Genomic DNA, 17,171 nt, shown 5'->3' with positions numbered 1-17,171 from the left:
TTCCCTGATAAATGAGTTAAGGCAAAAGCCGATCGGGCAGCAGGCGCATCAGCTGTGTGTCGAACCAGGCCACGAAGGCCGGCGACGGCACGGCATCGACCGCCAGATACCACCAGTCGGCAGCAGCGAAGGCACGGCACTTCACCGCGTCCTTTTCGGTCATCACCAACGGCAATGACGGTGTGAAATTCAACGCCTGCACGCTGTATTCGGCGTGGTCGGCAAACGCATGCGGGACTGCGCGCCAGTCTAGCGCTTCGAGGGTATTGAAGAAACGTTGCGGATTGCCGATACCGGCGACCGCGTGGACGCTCTGACCCGGCGCAAAATGCTCGAGCGACTTGCGCTCGCCACTGCGCAGATTGACCAGCGCGGTCGGCTGCAGATGAAAAGCGAAACCGTCGTCGCGATCTTCAGTGGCACCGTTGAACAATACGCCGTCGACGCTCTGCAGACGTTCGATCGGCTCACGCAACGGCCCCGCCGGCAGGCAGCGCTTGTTGCCGAGACCGCGAGCGGCATCAATCAACACCAGCTCCAGGTCTCGCGCCAGACGGTAATGCTGCATGCCATCGTCGGAGAGAATCAGATCCAGCGGTTCACTGGCGAGCAAGGCTTTGACGGCGGCGCTGCGATCGGGATCGATCATCAATGGCACGCCGGTGCGCTGGACGATCAGCAGCGGTTCGTCGCCAGCAACGTCGGCGGCCTGATCGGCCTCGACCCGCCATGGCAATTGCGGCGGTTTGGCGCCGTAACCACGGCTGACCACGCCGACGCGCAAACCACTGCGCCGACAGTGTTCGATCAACCAGAGGATCATCGGCGTTTTGCCGGTGCCGCCCACGGTGATGTTGCCGACCACGATCAACGGCACGGGCGGCTGATAAATTTCGCCCTGGCCATCGAGAAAACGCTGACGCTTGTTGACCACCACGCGGCGATACAACGTTTCCAGCGGCCGCAGCAGCGTCAGGGCCGGGTGCCCCTGATACCACGCGGCGAGCAAGCGGTCGGACAGGCTCATCAGGATTTGGGCGCCGCCTCGACAGTGGTCATGCGCAGATGGCTGAAACCGAGCTTGCCGGCCGCGTCCATGGCGGTGATCACAGATTGGTGCTGCGTCTTGCCGTCAGCACTGATCGACAACGGCATATTGGTGTCACCGTTGGATTCTTTCTGCATCGCGTCCATCAATGTCGCCAAATCGTTCTTCGGCAGAATCTTATTGTTCACCGAAAATACGCCCTCAGCGCTGATGGCCACGTCGATCTGCTTGAGCTGCTGATCTTCGGCGGGCGAGCCGCTGACGGCTTCCGGCAAATCAACGCGCAACTGGGTTTCGCGGGTAAACGTGGTGGTCACGACGAAAAACAGCAGCAGGATAAACACCACGTCGATCAGCGACGCGAGGTTGATGTCGATCGTTTCCCGTGGTTTGCGACGGAATTTCACGCGCGGCCCTCGGCCAGATCGACGTCACGGTCGCCCTGCACCACTTCAACCAGTTTGATCGCTTCCTGCTCCATGCCCACCACCAACTCGTCGATGCGGCGTTGCAGGAACCGGTGGAAGAACACCGCCGGAATACCGACCATCAGGCCCGCTGCCGTGGTGATCAGCGCTTTCGAGATACCACCGGCCAATACCGAGGCGTTGGTGGTCATGCCGGAACCGGTGAAGGCACTGAAAATGTCGATCATGCCCAGCACCGTACCCAACAGCCCCAGCAGCGGCGACATCGCGGCGATGGTGCCCAGCGCATTGACGTAGCGTTCGAGCTCGTGAATGACGCGGGCGGCGGCCTCTTCAATGCACTCTTTCATGATCTCGCGACCATGCTTGGAGTTGGCCAGACCGGCGGCGAGGATTTCCCCTAGCGGCGAGTTGGCGCGCAATTCCTTGAGTTTTTCTTTATTGAGCTGTTTGTCCTTGATCCAGACCCAGACCTGGCCCAACAAATGCTCGGGGGTGACGCGACTGGCGCGCAGGGTCCACAGGCGCTCGGCGACAATCGCCATGGCCGCGATGGAGCTCAGAATGATCGGCAACATCATCCAGCCGCCGGATTTGACCAATTCCCACACAGTGACAGTCCCCTCGAAAAAGTGCGCCACTTTACCATACCGATCCGCGATTAAGACCCGCCGCTCCGACGACCGTGATGCGCCATCCATGCTGGCACCGATCAACGGGCGAGCGCAGGCGGATCGCGCCAGAAACGCCGCTGTTGACGCATCGTCCACGGCGCTTTGAAACGGCCCAATTGCAGATGAATGGCGCCTTGCTCGGCGCTGTCGTAGATGCGCAGGCCTTGTTTGCGATAACGCGCCAGCACGGTCGGGTGCGGATGGCCGAAGGCGTTGCCGTGGCCTCGGGAGATCAGCACGGCTTCGGGCTTCAGCGCGTTGAGCAGGGCCATGGATGATGAGCTACGACTGCCATGGTGCGGGGATTGCAGCCATTGCGTTGGCACCGCCAACGGACTGCCGAGCAGAACGCGCTCGGCATGCACATCGATATCGCCGGTCAGCAGCAGACGCTCGCCGTTGGCTTCGATCTGCAATACACAGGAGCGCTGGTTGCTGTCGCGGGCGTCCGCCCACATCCACAGTTGAAAACGCACACCGTCCCACTGCCATTGCTCGCCACTTTCGCAGGCTTCAGCGCTCAATTCGGCAGGCAGGCCCAGCGGATCGCCGCTCAATACACGGACGACCTTCATGCGCCGCGCAATCGCCAGCGCACCGCCGGCATGATCGGCGTCGGCGTGACTGAGCAGCATCACATCGAGATTGTCCACGCTGAGTTTACGCAGGGCTGGCAGCACCACGCGTTCACCGAGATCGAAATCGCCGAAGCGCGGGCCGGCGTCGTAGAGCAGCGTGTGATGGCGGGTTCGGATCAGGATTGCCAGGCCTTGGCCGACATCAAGTTGCCAGACATCGGCCAGTCCTTCGTCCAGTCGCTCACGCGGCGGCACCACCAGAATCAGCAGCAACGGCCAGCCCAGCGGCCGCAGCGGCACCCCGCGTGGCAATAGCAACAGCACGGCGCCGAGACTGCCGAGAATCCACACCCAGAACGGTATCGACGGCGCAGTCCACGCAGGCCATTGCCCAGCAATCAGTGCCAGTGCGCGAAACAGCCAATCGATCAAACCGCCGGCCAGCCACAGCAGTCCTTCGCCGACATACGGCACCGGCAACAACACAGTGCCGAGCAGCGCCGGCGGCAACACCACCAGACTGATCCAGGGCACCGCGAGCAAATTCGCCAGCGGTTCGCTGAGACTGATCGGCAGGTTCAGCGCCAGCAGCACCGGGCATAAACCAATGGCAATCAACCATTGCGCCCGCGTCCACGTTTGCCACCAACGCCACGCGCCCAAGCGTCCGCCAAAGGTGAAAATCAACACCGCCACCGCCGCGAACGACAGCCACAAACCCGGACGCAAACTGGCGAGCGGTTCCAGCAACAGAACGCCGTTGAACGCCAGCAGCAGCGGCCACCATGCACCCAGATGACGAAAGCGCAGGCGCCACAACAACACCAATCCGACCATCACGCAGGCGCGCTGCACCGGCACGTCGAAACCAGCGAGCAAGGCGTAACCCAGCGCCGCCGCGAACGCCAATCCGCAGGCCCACGGCAACCATGGCCAGCGCAATGGCCACAGTCCAAAACGCGCGAGCCCGGCGACCAGCAGGTACATAACCGCCGCCAGCAAACCGATGTGCTGCCCGGAAATCACCAGCAAATGCACAGTGCCGGTGTCCTGCAGAATCTGCCAATCCTCACGGCTGAGCCCCGAACCGTCGCCCAGCACCAGCGCCGCCAATGCTCCGGCGCGACCTTGCGCTTCCACTGCCAGCAAGCGCTGACGAATGCTGTCGCGCCAGGCCCAGCGTGCTTCACTCAGGCGCTGGCCATCCTTGATCGTGCCCGTCGCGCCGATGCGTTGCGCGAGCAGCCACGCCTCGTGATCGAACGCATCCGGATTGAGCAAACCAACGGGGCGCTTGAGTTTGACCGCCAATCGCCAACGCTCGCCGCTGTTGACCGGCGGCCCGGCGTACCAGGCCAGACGCAGCAGCGACGGCAGTTTTTCGTGTCGCGAGTGCGCATCGGCCAGTTCGAAACGCACCACGCCGTCCGCATTTTGCGGCAAGCCAACCACCCGCCCTTCGAGCCAACGGGTTTCACCGTCGAGATGGGCGGGCAATCGATCATTCAGCGCCCATTGCGCGCTGACACAAGCCCAAGCAAAGCCAAACAATAAAAATGCCAAGGGATAGCTGCGAAACGGCAACAGCATCAAACCCACCACCGGCAACACCAGCATCAACCCGACCGGCGGTAATGCCGGTAAAAACATCGGGGCCAGCAGACCGACTGCCAGCGCCATCATCCCTGTGCGCATAAGCCCGTCCTTGAGAGTCCCGTTCTTAGGCATAGCGGGTATTGCGCACTCGCGCCGTCAACAATTGTCACAAAGTCTGAATGGGCGGTTCACCGAATCCAGACATACTTGCCGCCTTAACCGACCGAGAAGCCTTATGCCCCGGCGCTTATTCAAACGTTACATGCCCGACCCGACGAGCATCAGGGAACACAAATCCTTACGCTTTCTCGGTAAGTTGCTGCATGACCCGAACCTCTGGCACCTCAATCGCCACTCGGTCGCACGGGCGATGGCGGTCGGTTTGTTTGCCGCTTTCCTGCCGATTCCGGCGCAGATGCTGGTGGCTGCCGCGCTTGCCGTCATGGTGCGCGGCAATATGCCGATTGCGGTGAGCCTGGTCTGGCTGACCAATCCGATCACCATGCCGGCGGTGTTTTTCTGCACCTATCAGGCCGGAGCGTGGTTGATGGATGTGCCCGCGCGGCATCTGCCCGATGAGCTGACCTGGGAATGGATCAGCGGTGAGTTGTCGACGTTGTGGCAGCCGTTTTTGCTGGGATCGGTGGTGGTGGGACTGGTGCTCGGTGCCCTCGCCTACTTTCTGGTGATGATGTATTGGCGTTGGTGGGTGGCGCGGCAGTGGGCACGGCGCAAGAAAAGTCACAAGTCCTGAATGCAAAACGGCCTCCGCGATGGGAGGCCGTTTTGGTTTGTGCTATCTGGACACTATCTGTAGGAGCTGCGGCACGCTGCGATCTTTTGATTGTGATCTTCAAGATCAAAAGATCGCAGCCTTCGGCAGCTCCTACAGGGATTGTGCGTGTGGATCAGGTACGCATCCCGCGCCCACTCACCAGCAACCGCGCACAACCGAGATACAGCACCACCGTCGCCACCAGCATGAAGGTGATCGCGATGCCGATCTTGATGTCGGACACACCGAGAATGCCGTAACGAAAGGCGTTGACCATGTGCAGCACCGGGTTGGCCAACGACACATCCTCAATGCAAAACGGCCTCCGCGATGGGAGGCCGTTTTGGTTTGTGCTATCTGGACACTATCTGTAGGAGCTGCGGCACGCTGCGATCTTTTGATTGTGATCTTCAAGATTAAAAGATCGCAGCCTTCGGCAGCTCCTACAGGGATTGTGTGTGGATCAGGTACGCATCCCGCGCCCACTCACCAGCAACCGCGCACAACCGAGGTATAGCACCACCGTCGCCACCAGCATGAAGGTGATGGCGATGCCGATCTTGATGTCGGACACACCGAGAATGCCGTAACGGAAGGCGTTGACCATGTGCAGCACCGGGTTGGCCAGTGATACGGTCTGCCAGAACGGCGGCAGCAAGGTGATCGAATAGAACACGCCGCCCAGATAAGTCAGCGGCGTCAGCACGAACGTCGGAATGATCGAAATATCATCGAAGTTGCGCGCGAACACGGCGTTGATAAAGCCCAGCAGCGAGAAGATCGTCGCCGTCAGTACCACCACCAAAATCGTCACGCCGAGGTGATGCACCTGCAAATCGGTGAAGAACATCGACAGAATCGTCACGATCACGCCGACCATCAAACCGCGCAGCACGCCGCCGCAGGTATAGCCGATCAGGATCGTGTGCGGCGACACCGGCGACACCATCAGTTCTTCAATGGAGCGCTGGAACTTGCTGCCGAAGAAGCTCGAGACCACGTTGCCGTAGGAGTTGGTGATCACCGACATCATGATCAGACCCGGCACGATGTACTGCATGTAGGTGAAGCCACCCATGTCGCCGATCTGTCGACCGATCAGGTTACCGAAGATCACAAAGTACAAAACCATGGTGATCGCCGGCGGCAGCAGGGTCTGCGGCCAGATCCGCGTGAAGCGTCGAACCTCGCGATAAACGATGGTGTTGAGGGCGACGAGGTTGGGACGTAACTCGGAACTCATACCGCCACCTTCGACAGATTTTTCTCCACCAGGGACACGAACAGCTCCTCAAGACGATTGGTTTTGTTGCGCAGGCTCAGCACTTCGATGTTCTGCTGCGCTAATTGAGTAAACAACGCCGTAATGCCCATGGATTTGTCGACCTGGACTTCCAGGGTATGGCTGTCGATCAACCGCGCGGGGTAGCCGAGCAATTGCGGCGTGACGCTCAAGTCGTTTTTCAGATCGAGCAAGAAGGTTTCCACGTGCAACTGGCCCAGCAACTGTTTCATGCTGGTGTTCTCGACGATGGTGCCGTGGTCGATGATGCCGATGTTGCGGCACAGCTGCTCAGCCTCTTCCAGATAATGCGTGGTGAGGATGATGGTGATGCCTTTCTGGTTCAGTTCGGTGAGGAACGTCCACATCGAGCGGCGCAACTCGATGTCGACGCCTGCGGTCGGTTCATCGAGGATCAGCAGACGCGGTTCGTGCACCAGCGCGCGGGCGATCATCAAACGGCGTTTCATGCCGCCGGACAGCGAACGCGACGGCACATCGCGCTTGTCCCACAGGCCCAGTTGCGTCAGGTACTGTTCGGCGCGTTCCTTGGCGATCTTCGCCGGAATGCCGTAGTAACCGGCCTGAGTGACAACGATGTCGAAGGTCTTCTCAAACTGATTGAAGTTGAATTCCTGCGGCACCACGCCGATCGAGCGCTTGAGCTGCGCAGGATTCTTGTCGAGGTCATGACCGAAGATATTCACGCTGCCGCTGGTCTTGTTGACCAGGGTCGAGAGAATGCCGATGGTCGTAGATTTGCCGGCACCGTTGGGGCCGAGCAAGGCGAAAAAGTCACCTTCGGCGACGTCCAGATCGATACCACTCAAGGCCTGGAACCCGTTGCCGTAGGTTTTGGTTAGCTGCCGGATGGACAGAGCGGAACTCATATCTGATTTACGCACCATGGAAGGAAGAAAGGAGACGGCGGCGATGGATCCAACCGCAGCGCAAGTGCGCAATGTTGCTTGCCGCCGCCGTACAAGTACAGTCAAGTGTGTCGATAGTAGGTATTAAGTCAACGCGGTCATGACGGCTTTCTGGTAGGCCGGACGCTGCTTCAGGCGCTCGTACCAGGCTTGCAGGTGTGGTTGCGGGGCGCGTTCGATGGGCATCTCGAACCAGGCATAAATGAAACTGCCCAGTGGAATATCGCCCATGCCGATGTCTTTTCCGGACAGGTACGGTTGGCTGACCAGCGCCTCGTCGGCCATGCTCAGCAACTCGGTGCATTCCTTGATCGCGGCGTTGATCGCAGGCCAGTCCTGCTTGTCCGCCGGGGTGCGCAAGACGCCCCAGAACACCGTGCGGAACGGCCCGGCAAAACTCGAGGTCGTCCAGTCCATCCACTTGTCTGCGAGGGCGCGGGCTTGCGGATCGGCCGAATACCAAGTGCTGTTCGGCGCATGTTTGCCCAGCAGATAGCGCACGATGGCGTTGGATTCCCACAGCACGAAACCGTCGTCTTCAATCACCGGCACGCGACCGTTCGGGTTCATCGCCCGGTACTCCGGCGTGTCGACCACACCGAACGCGCCACCGGCATCGATCGCCTCGTAAGCCAGACCGAGTTCCTCGGCAGCCCACAATGGCTTCCTGACATTCGATGAGTTTTTCCGTCCCCAGATCTTCAGCATGACCGCCTCTTTTCAAATGAGTGGGCGGCCAGCATACGCCGGATCAGACGCGGCTTACATCGTTGTGCATGTCACCCAACAGTTGTGGCTGCTGATCGCCGAACAGGTGCGGATAGCATTTTTCCAGGTGTTCGAAGAAAAAGATTTCCGGCACATCGGTGAACTGGCCGTGATCGACCAGGTACTCCATCAACTGCGCGCCATCACGGTTGAACGGGTGGAAAACACTGTCGTTGATGCCGTCGAACTCCAGCGGCGCGACGTTGAACAGTTCGCAGAGTTTCTGGTTGAACGCCGGTGTGGCCTTTACCCAACGATCGTTGAGGAAAAACTCGGTGTAGCCGTGCATGGCGAACATGTCGCTTTTCAGCAATTCGAGCAGACGTGGCGTCGATAAATGATTCTTCACGTCGGCCAGACCGATCCGCGCCGGGATCCCGCAATGCCGCGCGCAACCCGCGAGCAGCGTGGCTTTGGGCACGCAATAACTCTCCCCCGCCGCCAATGCATAGCTGCCACGCAGGGTTTGCGGATCACGGCTGAAGGTGTAAGGGTTGTAGCGCACCGCTTCGCGCACGGCGTAATAAAGATTGATCGCCTGCTCGACCGGGTCGCGGCTGGCACCCCGGTGTCGTTCAGCGAACTCCACCACCGCCGGGTGGTCACTATCGGTGAAGCGGCCGGGACTCAGATATTCGTGCATGACGACAATCTCCTTGATGAAACTGGAGTCTAGCGACAGCTCAAGCACAGAGATAACGACGTTTCGGCCAAACTTGGACGCAAAGACGCGGGATCACCGAACGATTTCCCACACGTGTTGCCCACCGAACCTACGAACACCATCCGGGGTTTCCCACGATTTCAATCACCTTGGTCTGACCACCCGGTTTTGCAGATGCGGTCTAAGCTCTGGAGGGTCGATTTGCCTTGGTTCACGGAGGACTGAAATATGCTGTTGTTGTGGATACTGGTTTTGATTGTCGGGGTGGCGTATATCGCCCACCGGCGTATCGCCTCGTTGCCCGCGTTGGGCATCGTTGCCGTCTACTTATTGGCAATGGGCATTTTCAGTCACGCACCGGGCTGGCTGCTGCTGGTGTTCTGGGTGCTGCTGGCGGTGGTCGCCGCGCCGTTGCTGCTACCTGATCTGCGCCGCAAACATTTCACCGCGCCGCTGTTCAACTGGTTCCAGAAAACCCTGCCGCCGATGTCGCAGACCGAGCGCGACGCGATCGATGCCGGCACCGTGTGGTGGGATGGAGAGCTGTTCAGCGGCCGTCCGGACTGGGACAAACTGCTGGCCTATCCCAAGGTGCAACTGACCGAAGAAGAACAAGCCTTCATCGATGGCCCGACCGAAGAACTGTGCGCGATGGTCACTGACTGGCAGATCGGCCAGTCGATGGACTTGCCGCCGGAAGCCTGGACACACATCAAGGAACACGGTTTTTTTGCCCTGATCATTCCGAAAGAATTTGGCGGTAAAGGCTTCTCGGCTTACGCCCACTCGCAAGTGGCGATGAAACTCGCGACCCGCAGTGGCGACCTCGCCTCCACCGTGATGGTGCCCAACTCCCTCGGCCCGGCCGAATTGTTGCTGCACTACGGCACCGACGAACAACGCAATCACTACCTGCCACGTCTGGCCCGTGGCGACGACATTCCGTGCTTCGCCCTCACCGGCCCGCTCGCCGGTTCCGATGCCGGTGCAATGCCCGACACCGGGATTATCTGCAAAGGTCAGTGGGAAGGTCAGGAAGTCATTGGTCTGCGCCTGAACTGGGAAAAACGCTACATCACCCTCGGGCCGGTGGCGACGCTGCTCGGCCTCGCATTCAAAGCGTATGACCCAGAGCACTTGCTCGGCGACAAGGAAGACCTCGGCATCAGCCTGGCGCTGATTCCGACCGACACCGACGGCGTCGAGATCGGCCGTCGTCACCTGCCATTGGGCGCGGCGTTCATGAACGGCCCGAACTCGGGCAAAGACGTGTTCATCCCGCTGGACTTCCTTATCGGCGGTCAAGAGATGCTCGGCAAAGGCTGGATGATGCTGATGAACTGCCTGTCGGTCGGCCGTTCGATTTCGCTGCCAGCGGTGGGTACCGGTGCGGCGAAATTCACCAGTCTGGTCACCGGCCAGTACGCGCAGATTCGTGAGCAGTTCAACGTGCCGTTGTCGGCGTTCGAAGGCATTCAGGAAGCGATGGCGCGCATCGGCGGCAACGCGTGGATGATGGACGCGGCGCGGATGCTCACCGCCAACGCGGTGGATTTGGGTGAGAAACCGTCGGTGCTGTCGGCGATCCTCAAGTACCACCTCACCGAACGCGGCCGCGAATGCATCAGCCACGCCATGGATGTCCACGGCGGCAAGGCGATCATCATGGGCCCGAACAACTACCTTGGGCGCAGCTGGAACGGTGCGCCGATCTTCATCACCGTGGAAGGCGCGAACATCCTCTCGCGCAACCTGATGATCTTCGGTCAGGGCGCGATTCGCTGCCATCCGTTCGTGCTCAAGGAAATGGCCCTGGCCGGTCGTGAGGACAAGGATCAGGCGCTGAAAGAGTTCGACGGTCTGCTGCTCAAGCACATCGGTTTTGCCGTGAGCAACGCCGCCAGCACGCTGGTGCTGAACCTTGGTTTCGGCCACTTCGAACATGCGCCGGGCGACAAGATCAGCCAAGGCTACTTCCGCGCGCTTAACCGTCAGGCAGCCGCGTTCGCGATGCTTGCCGACTTCAGCATGATGCTGCTCGGCGGTGAGCTGAAACGCCGCGAGCGTCTGTCGGCGCGACTGGGCGATGTGTTGAGCAACCTATATCTGGCTTCGGCGGCGCTCAAGCGTTATCACGATCTGGATTCGCCGGCGTACATGGAGCCGCTGTTCCGCTGGGCGATGGAAGAAAGCCTCGGCCAGGCGGAACGCGCCATGGACGAGTTGCTGCGCAACTTCCCGAACAAAGTCTTCGGTTGCCTGCTGCGCGTCATCGTCTTCCCGTTTGGCCGTCGTCACAAAGGCCCGTCGGACAAACTCGGTGCCGAAGTGGCTGGCGTGATTGGTCGGGCGAAAGGCGATCCGGCGCTGGAAGAATTGCTTGCCGGCTGCTATCGCCCGCAATCGCCGGACGATGCGGTGGGTGCGCTGCAACACGCCAGCGACCTGCTGACGGCTGCGCAACCGCTGCATAAAAAGCTGCATGCGTCGCTGAAAAGCGGTCAGGTCAAACCGGTCGCCGGCGAACACGCGATCGACGCGGCACTGGAGGCCGGCGTACTGCAAGCGGTGGAAGCGCAGAGCCTGCGTGATGCCGAAGCGGCGCGACGCAAGGTGATCGATGTCGATGATTTCGACAAAGAAGAGCTGAAACAGGCAGAGGGCAAAGTCCGCTGATCCTGAGACCCATGTCCAAGCGGGCGCAGGAGCTTTATACTCCCGCGCCCGTTTTGCTCTTGAGGACTTATCTCGTGTCCAACGTCGTTGCCGATCATCTTGTCTTGCTCGACCACCTGCGCAGTATCCTGGTCGCCGTAGGTGAGGCCGAACAGGTTCCCGAAGAAAGCCATGCCTTGTTTCTGGAGCGTTTCGACGAACTGCTCGCTTCGTTGCCGATCGATCCGATCGAAAGCCAATACCTGGGCCAGGACATCCTGACTCAAGTGATTAGCCGTTATCCGCAAATTGCCCACCTGATCCCGCGGGATCTGCTGTGGTTCTTCGCCGGTGATTGCCTGCATTACCTGGCCGATGAAGAAATCGACTTGTATCAGGCGCTGGAAGAACGTCGTTTCGAAGCTGAACAGAACGACGAACCGTTCGACTGGAATCAGGAAAAGCAGTTGCTGGCGATGTCTGCTCAGGACAGCAAGCACTGATCAAATAGATTGGTTGAAGATCAAAGATCGCAGCCTTCGGCAGCTCCTACAGGGAACTGCTGAAGGCTGCGATTTTTTGCTTTTGCGTTAAAGCAATCCCTCACTTTCAGGCAGTTCATACGCCATCGCGGCGTTACTCGCATTGCCCACCTTCCCCGGCTTGCTCAGGGTCGGTTCCTTCTCCAGACACTCCACCAGAAAATCGATAAGCACCCGCAATTTCGGCGGCAGATACCGCGTCGGCGAATGCAGTAGCCACAGCCCACCGTGATACGAAGCCAGGAACGTCCAGTCCGGCAACACCTGCACCACCAACTTCTGCTCCAACGCATAACGCGCAGTGAAGTACGGCAGGCTGCCAATGCCGATGTGCTGCAACACCGCGCCCAGTCGCACGCCAGTGTGATTGGCGGCATAGCGACCGCGTACCCCGACCGTCACCGCTTTGCTGCCCTTCTTGAATTTCCAGCGCGCATCGCTCGGGGTTTCGCCCAGATAAATACAACTGTGATTGAGCAGGTCATGCGGATGCGTGGGTGTGCCGTGTTCGGCGAGGTATTGCGGCGTGGCGCAGAGCATATGGTCGATGGTCAGTAATTGACGTCCGACCAACCCCGCCGGCGGCCGATCGGTGATGCGGATGGCCAGATCAACATGATCATCGATCAGATCGACCTGCCGATCCTCCAGCAATAACTCGACATCGACTTTGGGATAGCGCCGCAGAAACTCCGGCATGTGCGGATGAATCACAAAGCGCCCCACCGCTTTCGGCACGCTGACGCGCACCAGCCCTTCCGCTTCGTGGGTGAACTGGCCGCTGATTTCCATCACCGACTTGGCCGCGCTGACCATCTCCTGACAGCGCTTGAACACCTCTTCGCCGCCATCGCTCAAGCGCAGTTTGCGCGTGGTGCGCTGCAACAAGCGCGTGGCCAGGGCTTTCTCCAACCGCGAGATGCTGCGACTGACCGCCGACGGCGAAGAGCCCAGTTGGCGAGCCGCTTCAGAGAAGCTGCCGGTCTCCACGACCTTGACGAAAATCGCCATTTCACCGAGCAGCGGTAGCGGCAGATTGATGCTCACAGCGCACAAGTCCTTTGATGTTTGGATGGATTATCACGTTATTGCACGATTCATATAATAAAAACAGAACTTTAATAAGGCCTGAAACATGACGCTTCGCCTGTTTTTCCACAGTGATGACCTCAAGGCCAACGTGGAAGTCCTCGACTGCACACCCCACGAAAACGAATATGCCGTGGTGCTCCGTGCCACCCTGTTTCACCCACAGGGCGGTGGTCAGCCTTGCGATACCGGCTGGATCGGCGAAAGCCAGGTGCTGCGCGTGGTGCAGGAGCCAGAGCGCATCGTGCATTTCGTTGATCGCCCGGTAGCGCTCGGCATGACTTGTATCCGCGTCGACGAAGATCGCCGTCGCTTCAACACACGCATGCATTCGGCCGGTCACCTGATCGGTCATTTCGTCCAGGCCATGGGCTGGACACCGATCAAGGCGCATCACTGGCCGGACGAAGGCCGAGTGCAATTCAAACCCAGCGATGTCGCCCAGGATGTCGATGCCGAGACCGTTCAATACGGCGTCGGCCAGTGGATCGAACACGATCTGCCACGCCTCACCTCGCTGCGCGAAGGCGCGCGGGAAATCAGTTTCGGTGAGCTGCCAGCCTACGGTTGCGGCGGCACCCATGTACGTAGCCTGAAGGATCTGGGCACAGTCACGATCGCGTCCCTCTCGCAGAAGAAGGGCACGCTGTCCGTCCACTACAGCGTGGATTGAGCATTTCGGGCGCTGCCGCCACGCAGCGCCCGACGCCGTGGAACCGCACTCGCCGGTTCCGTTGACTATCGATAGATGGACCTAAAATAAAATGATGCTAGACGTCGAGCGTCTCGATGAGACGTGCATAAAAAAACTGGCCAACGAAGAAGTCCTCGCCATCCGCGTCAAAGGCTTTTTGCCCAAGCCGCTGGCGATCGAAATTGGCGACAAGATTCTCGCCCCGGGCTATGAGGGCTACATCAACGCCCCAAGTATCGGCCGAATCGGCATGGCGTTTTACGAGGCAGAAAATCAGCCGATGCTGATCGAGGACTACTTCGAACTCGCCACCCGCAACATCGCCGAGCTGCGCCATCGCTGCGCGCCCTACTCCTCTCCGGTCGACACCTTGCGCTGCATGCTCGACGAATCCTGGCCGGCCGGCGCGCATCTGGAAAACCTCTACGGACGCAAAATGTACGTCGGCCTGTCGCGCGTGGTGAAGCCCGGCGTGTGCTTTCTCGCCCACCACGACATTTTCGCCAAGGACGCTCCGGACAGTTTTCAGGCGCGCAGCCTCGATGCGCAATTTGCCTGCAACGTGTACCTGAACATGCCCACCGAGGGCGGCGCATTGCAGATGTGGGACGACGACATCACGCCGGATCAGTTCGACGAAATGCGCGGCGACAGCTACGGCATCGACCCGTCGCTGCTAGGCCGCCCAGCCCTTGAGGTACGCCCCGAACCAGGCGACTTCATCATGTTCAATTCGCGCTGCATGCACTCGGTGACGCCGGGCGTGGCAGATCCGCGTTTGAGCCTTTCCTTCTTTGTCGGCTATCGCGGCAATGCTTCACCCCTGACTTTCTGGAGCTGAGATGTATTCGAATTACCTGGGCGAGTTTCTGGCGCTGGCCACCATTCACTTCCTTGCCGTGGTCGCTCCCGGCCCTGATTTCGCGGTGACCATCCGCCAGAGCGTGCGCTTCGGGCGACTGGTGGGAATCTGCACAGCGCTGGGCATTGGTGCGGGGATTTCCGTGCACGTGTTGTACACGTTGCTTGGGGTCGGCGCGCTGATGCACACCACGCCGTGGCTGCTGACCGTGGCCAAAGTGGTCGGCGGTGCTTACATTTTGTACCTCGGTGTCAGCCTGATTCGCAGCAAACCGAAGACAGCGCTGGAAGGGGAAAAAGCGGCCGAGGAACCACTGGTGGAACAGTCTTTGTTCAAAGCGTTCAGCACCGGTTTTCTGACCAATGCGACCAATCCCAAAGCAACCCTGTTTTTCCTGGCGATCTTCACCACGATCATCAGCGCCAGCACGCCCCTGCAAATCCAGGCCTTCTATGGTTTATGGATGTGTTTTGTAAACGCGCTGTGGTTTGTGATCGTCGCGCTGTTCTTCTCCAGCAACAAAATACGCGTGCTGTTTATGCGCATGGGCCACTGGTTCGAACGCAGCATGGGGGTGATTTTGATTCTGTTCGCCGGGCGCTTGATGCTCTCCATGTAATGCAAAAAAAGTCCCGGCGATGCCCGCCGGGACTTTTTCATTTGTGCGCCTCTTTTGCAGTTCTGTGCGACACATCCCGTTTAGAGCCTCCCACGGCAGGTGCTTGCAGTGTTAGTTTGCGAAATGTTTCTGACACACCCGTCGGCAACATCTCATTAACCGCCTGCAAAGGAATGCCTCCGTAATGGACTTTTCCCTCAAGCAACTGGCCGCCGCTACCCTGATGCTGGCCAGCCTCGCCTCGTTCACCACTGCCGCTCAAGCCAACATCACCCCAGAGCAGAGCGCGGTCATCCTGAAATCCTTCGACGCCAAAACCGTCACGGATTTTCGCGAGTTTCTGGGCAGTCTGGCCAAAAGCGACATCGCTAAAACCGACAACCTCGGCCCGGCCATCAGCGCTTTCCTCGACAACAAAACCCTGAACGCTGAGCAGCAGAACGAGATTCATCGTCTGCTGGGCATCTATACGCGCGTGAAGTACGGCAAAGCCGCGCTGGAAACCCTGCGCGAACTGGTCGAGATTCCGACCTTCCAGAAGGAAGGTGTGGCACAGCACGACAACCCTGAGTTCATCAAAATCGCTGCCAAGATCAAGAGCCTGGCCGAATCTTTCAACCTGAATTTCCGCAACGTCGATAACCGCGTTTACGAGATTTCGCTGGAAGGCCAGGGCGATGAAGTCGTCGGCATTCACGCGCACGCCGACGTGGTGCCGGTCACCCCGGAAAACTGGGTGCTCAAGGACGGCACCAAACTTGATCCGTTCAAGGTCACGCTGATCGGCGATCGCATGTACGGTCGCGGTACCGAGGATGACAAGAACGGCATCGTCGTCGCGATGTACGCGATGAAAGTCATCAAAGAAGAAAAGCTGCCACTGGCACGCAACTTCAAGCTGTTGGTCGACACCACCGAAGAGACCACCGGCGATGCGATCCCTTACTACTTCGAACACAACCCGACACCGGCCTACAACATGGCGCTGGATGGCGGTTACCCGGTGGTAATTGCCGAGAAAGGTTACGGCACCGTGATGGCCAACTTCGCCAAGCGCAAAGCTGAAGGCAAAGGCGCCGAAATCACTTCGATGACCGGCGGCCTGGCGACCAACCAGATTCCATCGGCCTCCGTCGTGACGTTGGTGACGGACAAACCTGCCGAACTGGCGACCAGTCTGCAAAAGGCCGGCAATGAGTTCGCCAAAAACAACGGCGGCAACTTCGAAGTGGCGGCCAAGGTTGATGGCAAAGACGTCAAACTGACGGTGACCGGTGTTTCTGCGCACTCCTCCGAGCCAGAGTCCGGCGTGAACCCGGTGGCGCGCATGCTGGTGTTCATCAATAGCCTGAACGGCAAAGTCGCCCTCAAGCACAACCAGTTCACCGACGCCGCGCGTTATGCCGCTGACAACTGGGGCCTGGATTACTTGGGCAACACCTTGAAGGTCGGTTTCGCCGACAGTTTCATGGGCCCGCTGACCACTTCTTTGACCTACGTTGGTGAGAACGACAAAGCCTTCAAACTGGCAGTCAATCTGCGCGTGCCGAAGGGCAAGTCGCCAGAAAAGCTCAAAGCTGAAATCGCTGACAAGCTGAGCGCGTGGACGAAGAAAACCCACGTCGCCGTGTCCTTCGATTACTCGATCGCCGAGCCGATGTACCGCAACCCGGAAGGCGAATGGGTCAAGGCGCTGCTGGCAGTGTCGACGGAAAACCTTGGCATGAAACACGAGTTCGGCACCTCTGCCGGCGCGACGTCGGTGCATGAATTGCCGAATGGCGTGCAGTTCGGTCTGGCGCGTCCCGAGGTGAAATACACCGGGCACACCGATGGCGAGTTCAAGACCGTTGACCAGTTCTTGCTGGATCTGCAGATCGTCACCGAAATGATGGGGCGCATCGGGCAACTGCCGAAGCTGTAACGGAAACAATAAAAGGAACCTTTACGGTCTTTTTATGGGCGACG

16 protein-coding genes and 1 pseudogene are annotated in these 17,171 nt (G+C 59.4%); 7 read left to right on the top strand and 10 right to left on the bottom strand.

Going from position 1 to position 17,171, the window contains the following annotated elements; translation table 11 throughout:
* Positions 1 to 16: 16 nt before the first annotated feature.
* From lpxK to ACZZ0D_RS04390, 4 genes are all read right to left on the bottom strand, one after another.
* Complete coding sequence (gene lpxK / locus ACZZ0D_RS04405) at positions 17 to 1,027, bottom strand: tetraacyldisaccharide 4'-kinase (protein ID WP_463552536.1); 1,011 nt, start codon at positions 1,025 to 1,027, stop codon at positions 17 to 19.
* Positions 1,027 to 1,455 (bottom strand): ExbD/TolR family protein, encoded by a 429-nt coding sequence (locus tag ACZZ0D_RS04400; protein ID WP_053122649.1) that lies wholly within the window; start codon positions 1,453 to 1,455, stop codon positions 1,027 to 1,029. Before ACZZ0D_RS04400 ends, lpxK begins: the two co-directional genes overlap by 1 nt.
* A complete protein-coding gene (locus ACZZ0D_RS04395; RefSeq protein ID WP_007908216.1) occupies positions 1,452 to 2,087 on the bottom strand; it encodes a MotA/TolQ/ExbB proton channel family protein in 636 nt (211 codons plus the stop codon). The genes ACZZ0D_RS04400 and ACZZ0D_RS04395 overlap by 4 nt, the downstream gene beginning before the upstream one ends.
* Positions 2,088 to 2,188: 101 nt before the next feature.
* Complete coding sequence (locus tag ACZZ0D_RS04390) at positions 2,189 to 4,423, bottom strand: DNA internalization-related competence protein ComEC/Rec2 (RefSeq protein ID WP_463552535.1); 2,235 nt, start codon at positions 4,421 to 4,423, stop codon at positions 2,189 to 2,191.
* A gap of 136 nt (positions 4,424 to 4,559) precedes the next feature.
* On the opposite strand from ACZZ0D_RS04390, the gene ACZZ0D_RS04385 reads away from it, so the two are divergent.
* Entirely contained in the window at positions 4,560 to 5,078 is a 519-nt protein-coding gene (locus ACZZ0D_RS04385) for a DUF2062 domain-containing protein (RefSeq protein ID WP_463552534.1), read from the top strand.
* 154 nt (positions 5,079 to 5,232) lie between these two features.
* On the opposite strand, the pseudogene ACZZ0D_RS04380 reads toward ACZZ0D_RS04385, so the two are convergent.
* From ACZZ0D_RS04380 to ACZZ0D_RS04360, 5 genes and pseudogenes are all read right to left on the bottom strand, one after another.
* Positions 5,233 to 5,409 (bottom strand): annotated as a pseudogene (locus tag ACZZ0D_RS04380) (ABC transporter permease); the annotation flags it as partial.
* Between the two features lie 153 nt (positions 5,410 to 5,562).
* On the bottom strand, positions 5,563 to 6,342 hold the full coding sequence (locus ACZZ0D_RS04375) for an ABC transporter permease (RefSeq protein WP_053122664.1): 780 nt from the start codon (positions 6,340 to 6,342) through the stop codon (positions 5,563 to 5,565).
* On the bottom strand, positions 6,339 to 7,271 hold the full coding sequence (locus tag ACZZ0D_RS04370) for an ABC transporter ATP-binding protein (protein ID WP_053122667.1): 933 nt from the start codon (positions 7,269 to 7,271) through the stop codon (positions 6,339 to 6,341). Before ACZZ0D_RS04370 ends, ACZZ0D_RS04375 begins: the two co-directional genes overlap by 4 nt.
* A 123-nt stretch (positions 7,272 to 7,394) precedes the next feature.
* Positions 7,395 to 8,018: a glutathione S-transferase family protein gene (locus tag ACZZ0D_RS04365; RefSeq protein WP_463552533.1), complete on the bottom strand. Its 624-nt coding sequence runs from the start codon at positions 8,016 to 8,018 to the stop codon at positions 7,395 to 7,397.
* 43 nt (positions 8,019 to 8,061) lie between these two features.
* Positions 8,062 to 8,721 (bottom strand): transglutaminase-like domain-containing protein, encoded by a 660-nt coding sequence (locus tag ACZZ0D_RS04360; RefSeq protein ID WP_463552532.1) that lies wholly within the window; start codon positions 8,719 to 8,721, stop codon positions 8,062 to 8,064.
* A gap of 249 nt (positions 8,722 to 8,970) precedes the next feature.
* On the opposite strand from ACZZ0D_RS04360, the gene ACZZ0D_RS04355 reads away from it, so the two are divergent.
* Positions 8,971 to 11,418 carry an acyl-CoA dehydrogenase gene (locus ACZZ0D_RS04355; RefSeq protein WP_463552531.1) on the top strand — a complete coding sequence of 816 codons (2,448 nt, stop codon included), beginning with the start codon at positions 8,971 to 8,973 and terminating at the stop codon, positions 11,416 to 11,418.
* A 74-nt stretch (positions 11,419 to 11,492) separates the two neighbouring features.
* Entirely contained in the window at positions 11,493 to 11,900 is a 408-nt protein-coding gene (locus tag ACZZ0D_RS04350; protein WP_053122680.1) for a PA2817 family protein, read from the top strand.
* An 87-nt stretch (positions 11,901 to 11,987) separates the two neighbouring features.
* Here ACZZ0D_RS04350 and ACZZ0D_RS04345 read toward each other — a convergent pair whose 3' ends face one another.
* Positions 11,988 to 12,986 carry a LysR family transcriptional regulator gene (locus ACZZ0D_RS04345; protein ID WP_053122682.1) on the bottom strand — a complete coding sequence of 333 codons (999 nt, stop codon included), beginning with the start codon at positions 12,984 to 12,986 and terminating at the stop codon, positions 11,988 to 11,990.
* A gap of 88 nt (positions 12,987 to 13,074) precedes the next feature.
* Between ACZZ0D_RS04345 and ACZZ0D_RS04340 the strand changes: the two genes are divergently transcribed.
* The 4 genes from ACZZ0D_RS04340 (at position 13,075) to ACZZ0D_RS04325 (ending at position 17,127) form a co-directional block, all read left to right on the top strand.
* Positions 13,075 to 13,701, top strand: coding sequence for an alanyl-tRNA editing protein (locus ACZZ0D_RS04340; protein WP_212548963.1), 627 nt, complete (start codon positions 13,075 to 13,077; stop codon positions 13,699 to 13,701).
* 91 nt (positions 13,702 to 13,792) lie between these two features.
* The gene (locus tag ACZZ0D_RS04335) at positions 13,793 to 14,563 is read left to right on the top strand and encodes a 2OG-Fe(II) oxygenase (RefSeq protein WP_463552530.1); all 771 of its coding nucleotides are present in this window, start codon (positions 13,793 to 13,795) and stop codon (positions 14,561 to 14,563) included.
* A 1-nt stretch (position 14,564) separates the two neighbouring features.
* A complete protein-coding gene (locus ACZZ0D_RS04330; protein WP_463552529.1) occupies positions 14,565 to 15,203 on the top strand; it encodes a LysE family translocator in 639 nt (212 codons plus the stop codon).
* A gap of 184 nt (positions 15,204 to 15,387) precedes the next feature.
* Positions 15,388 to 17,127: a dipeptidase gene (locus tag ACZZ0D_RS04325; RefSeq protein WP_463552528.1), complete on the top strand. Its 1,740-nt coding sequence runs from the start codon at positions 15,388 to 15,390 to the stop codon at positions 17,125 to 17,127.
* The last annotated feature ends 44 nt before the right edge of the window (positions 17,128 to 17,171 follow it).

Source organism: Pseudomonas sp. AC193 (assembly GCF_979258075.1).
This window is presented reverse-complemented; position numbering and strand designations above follow the sequence as displayed.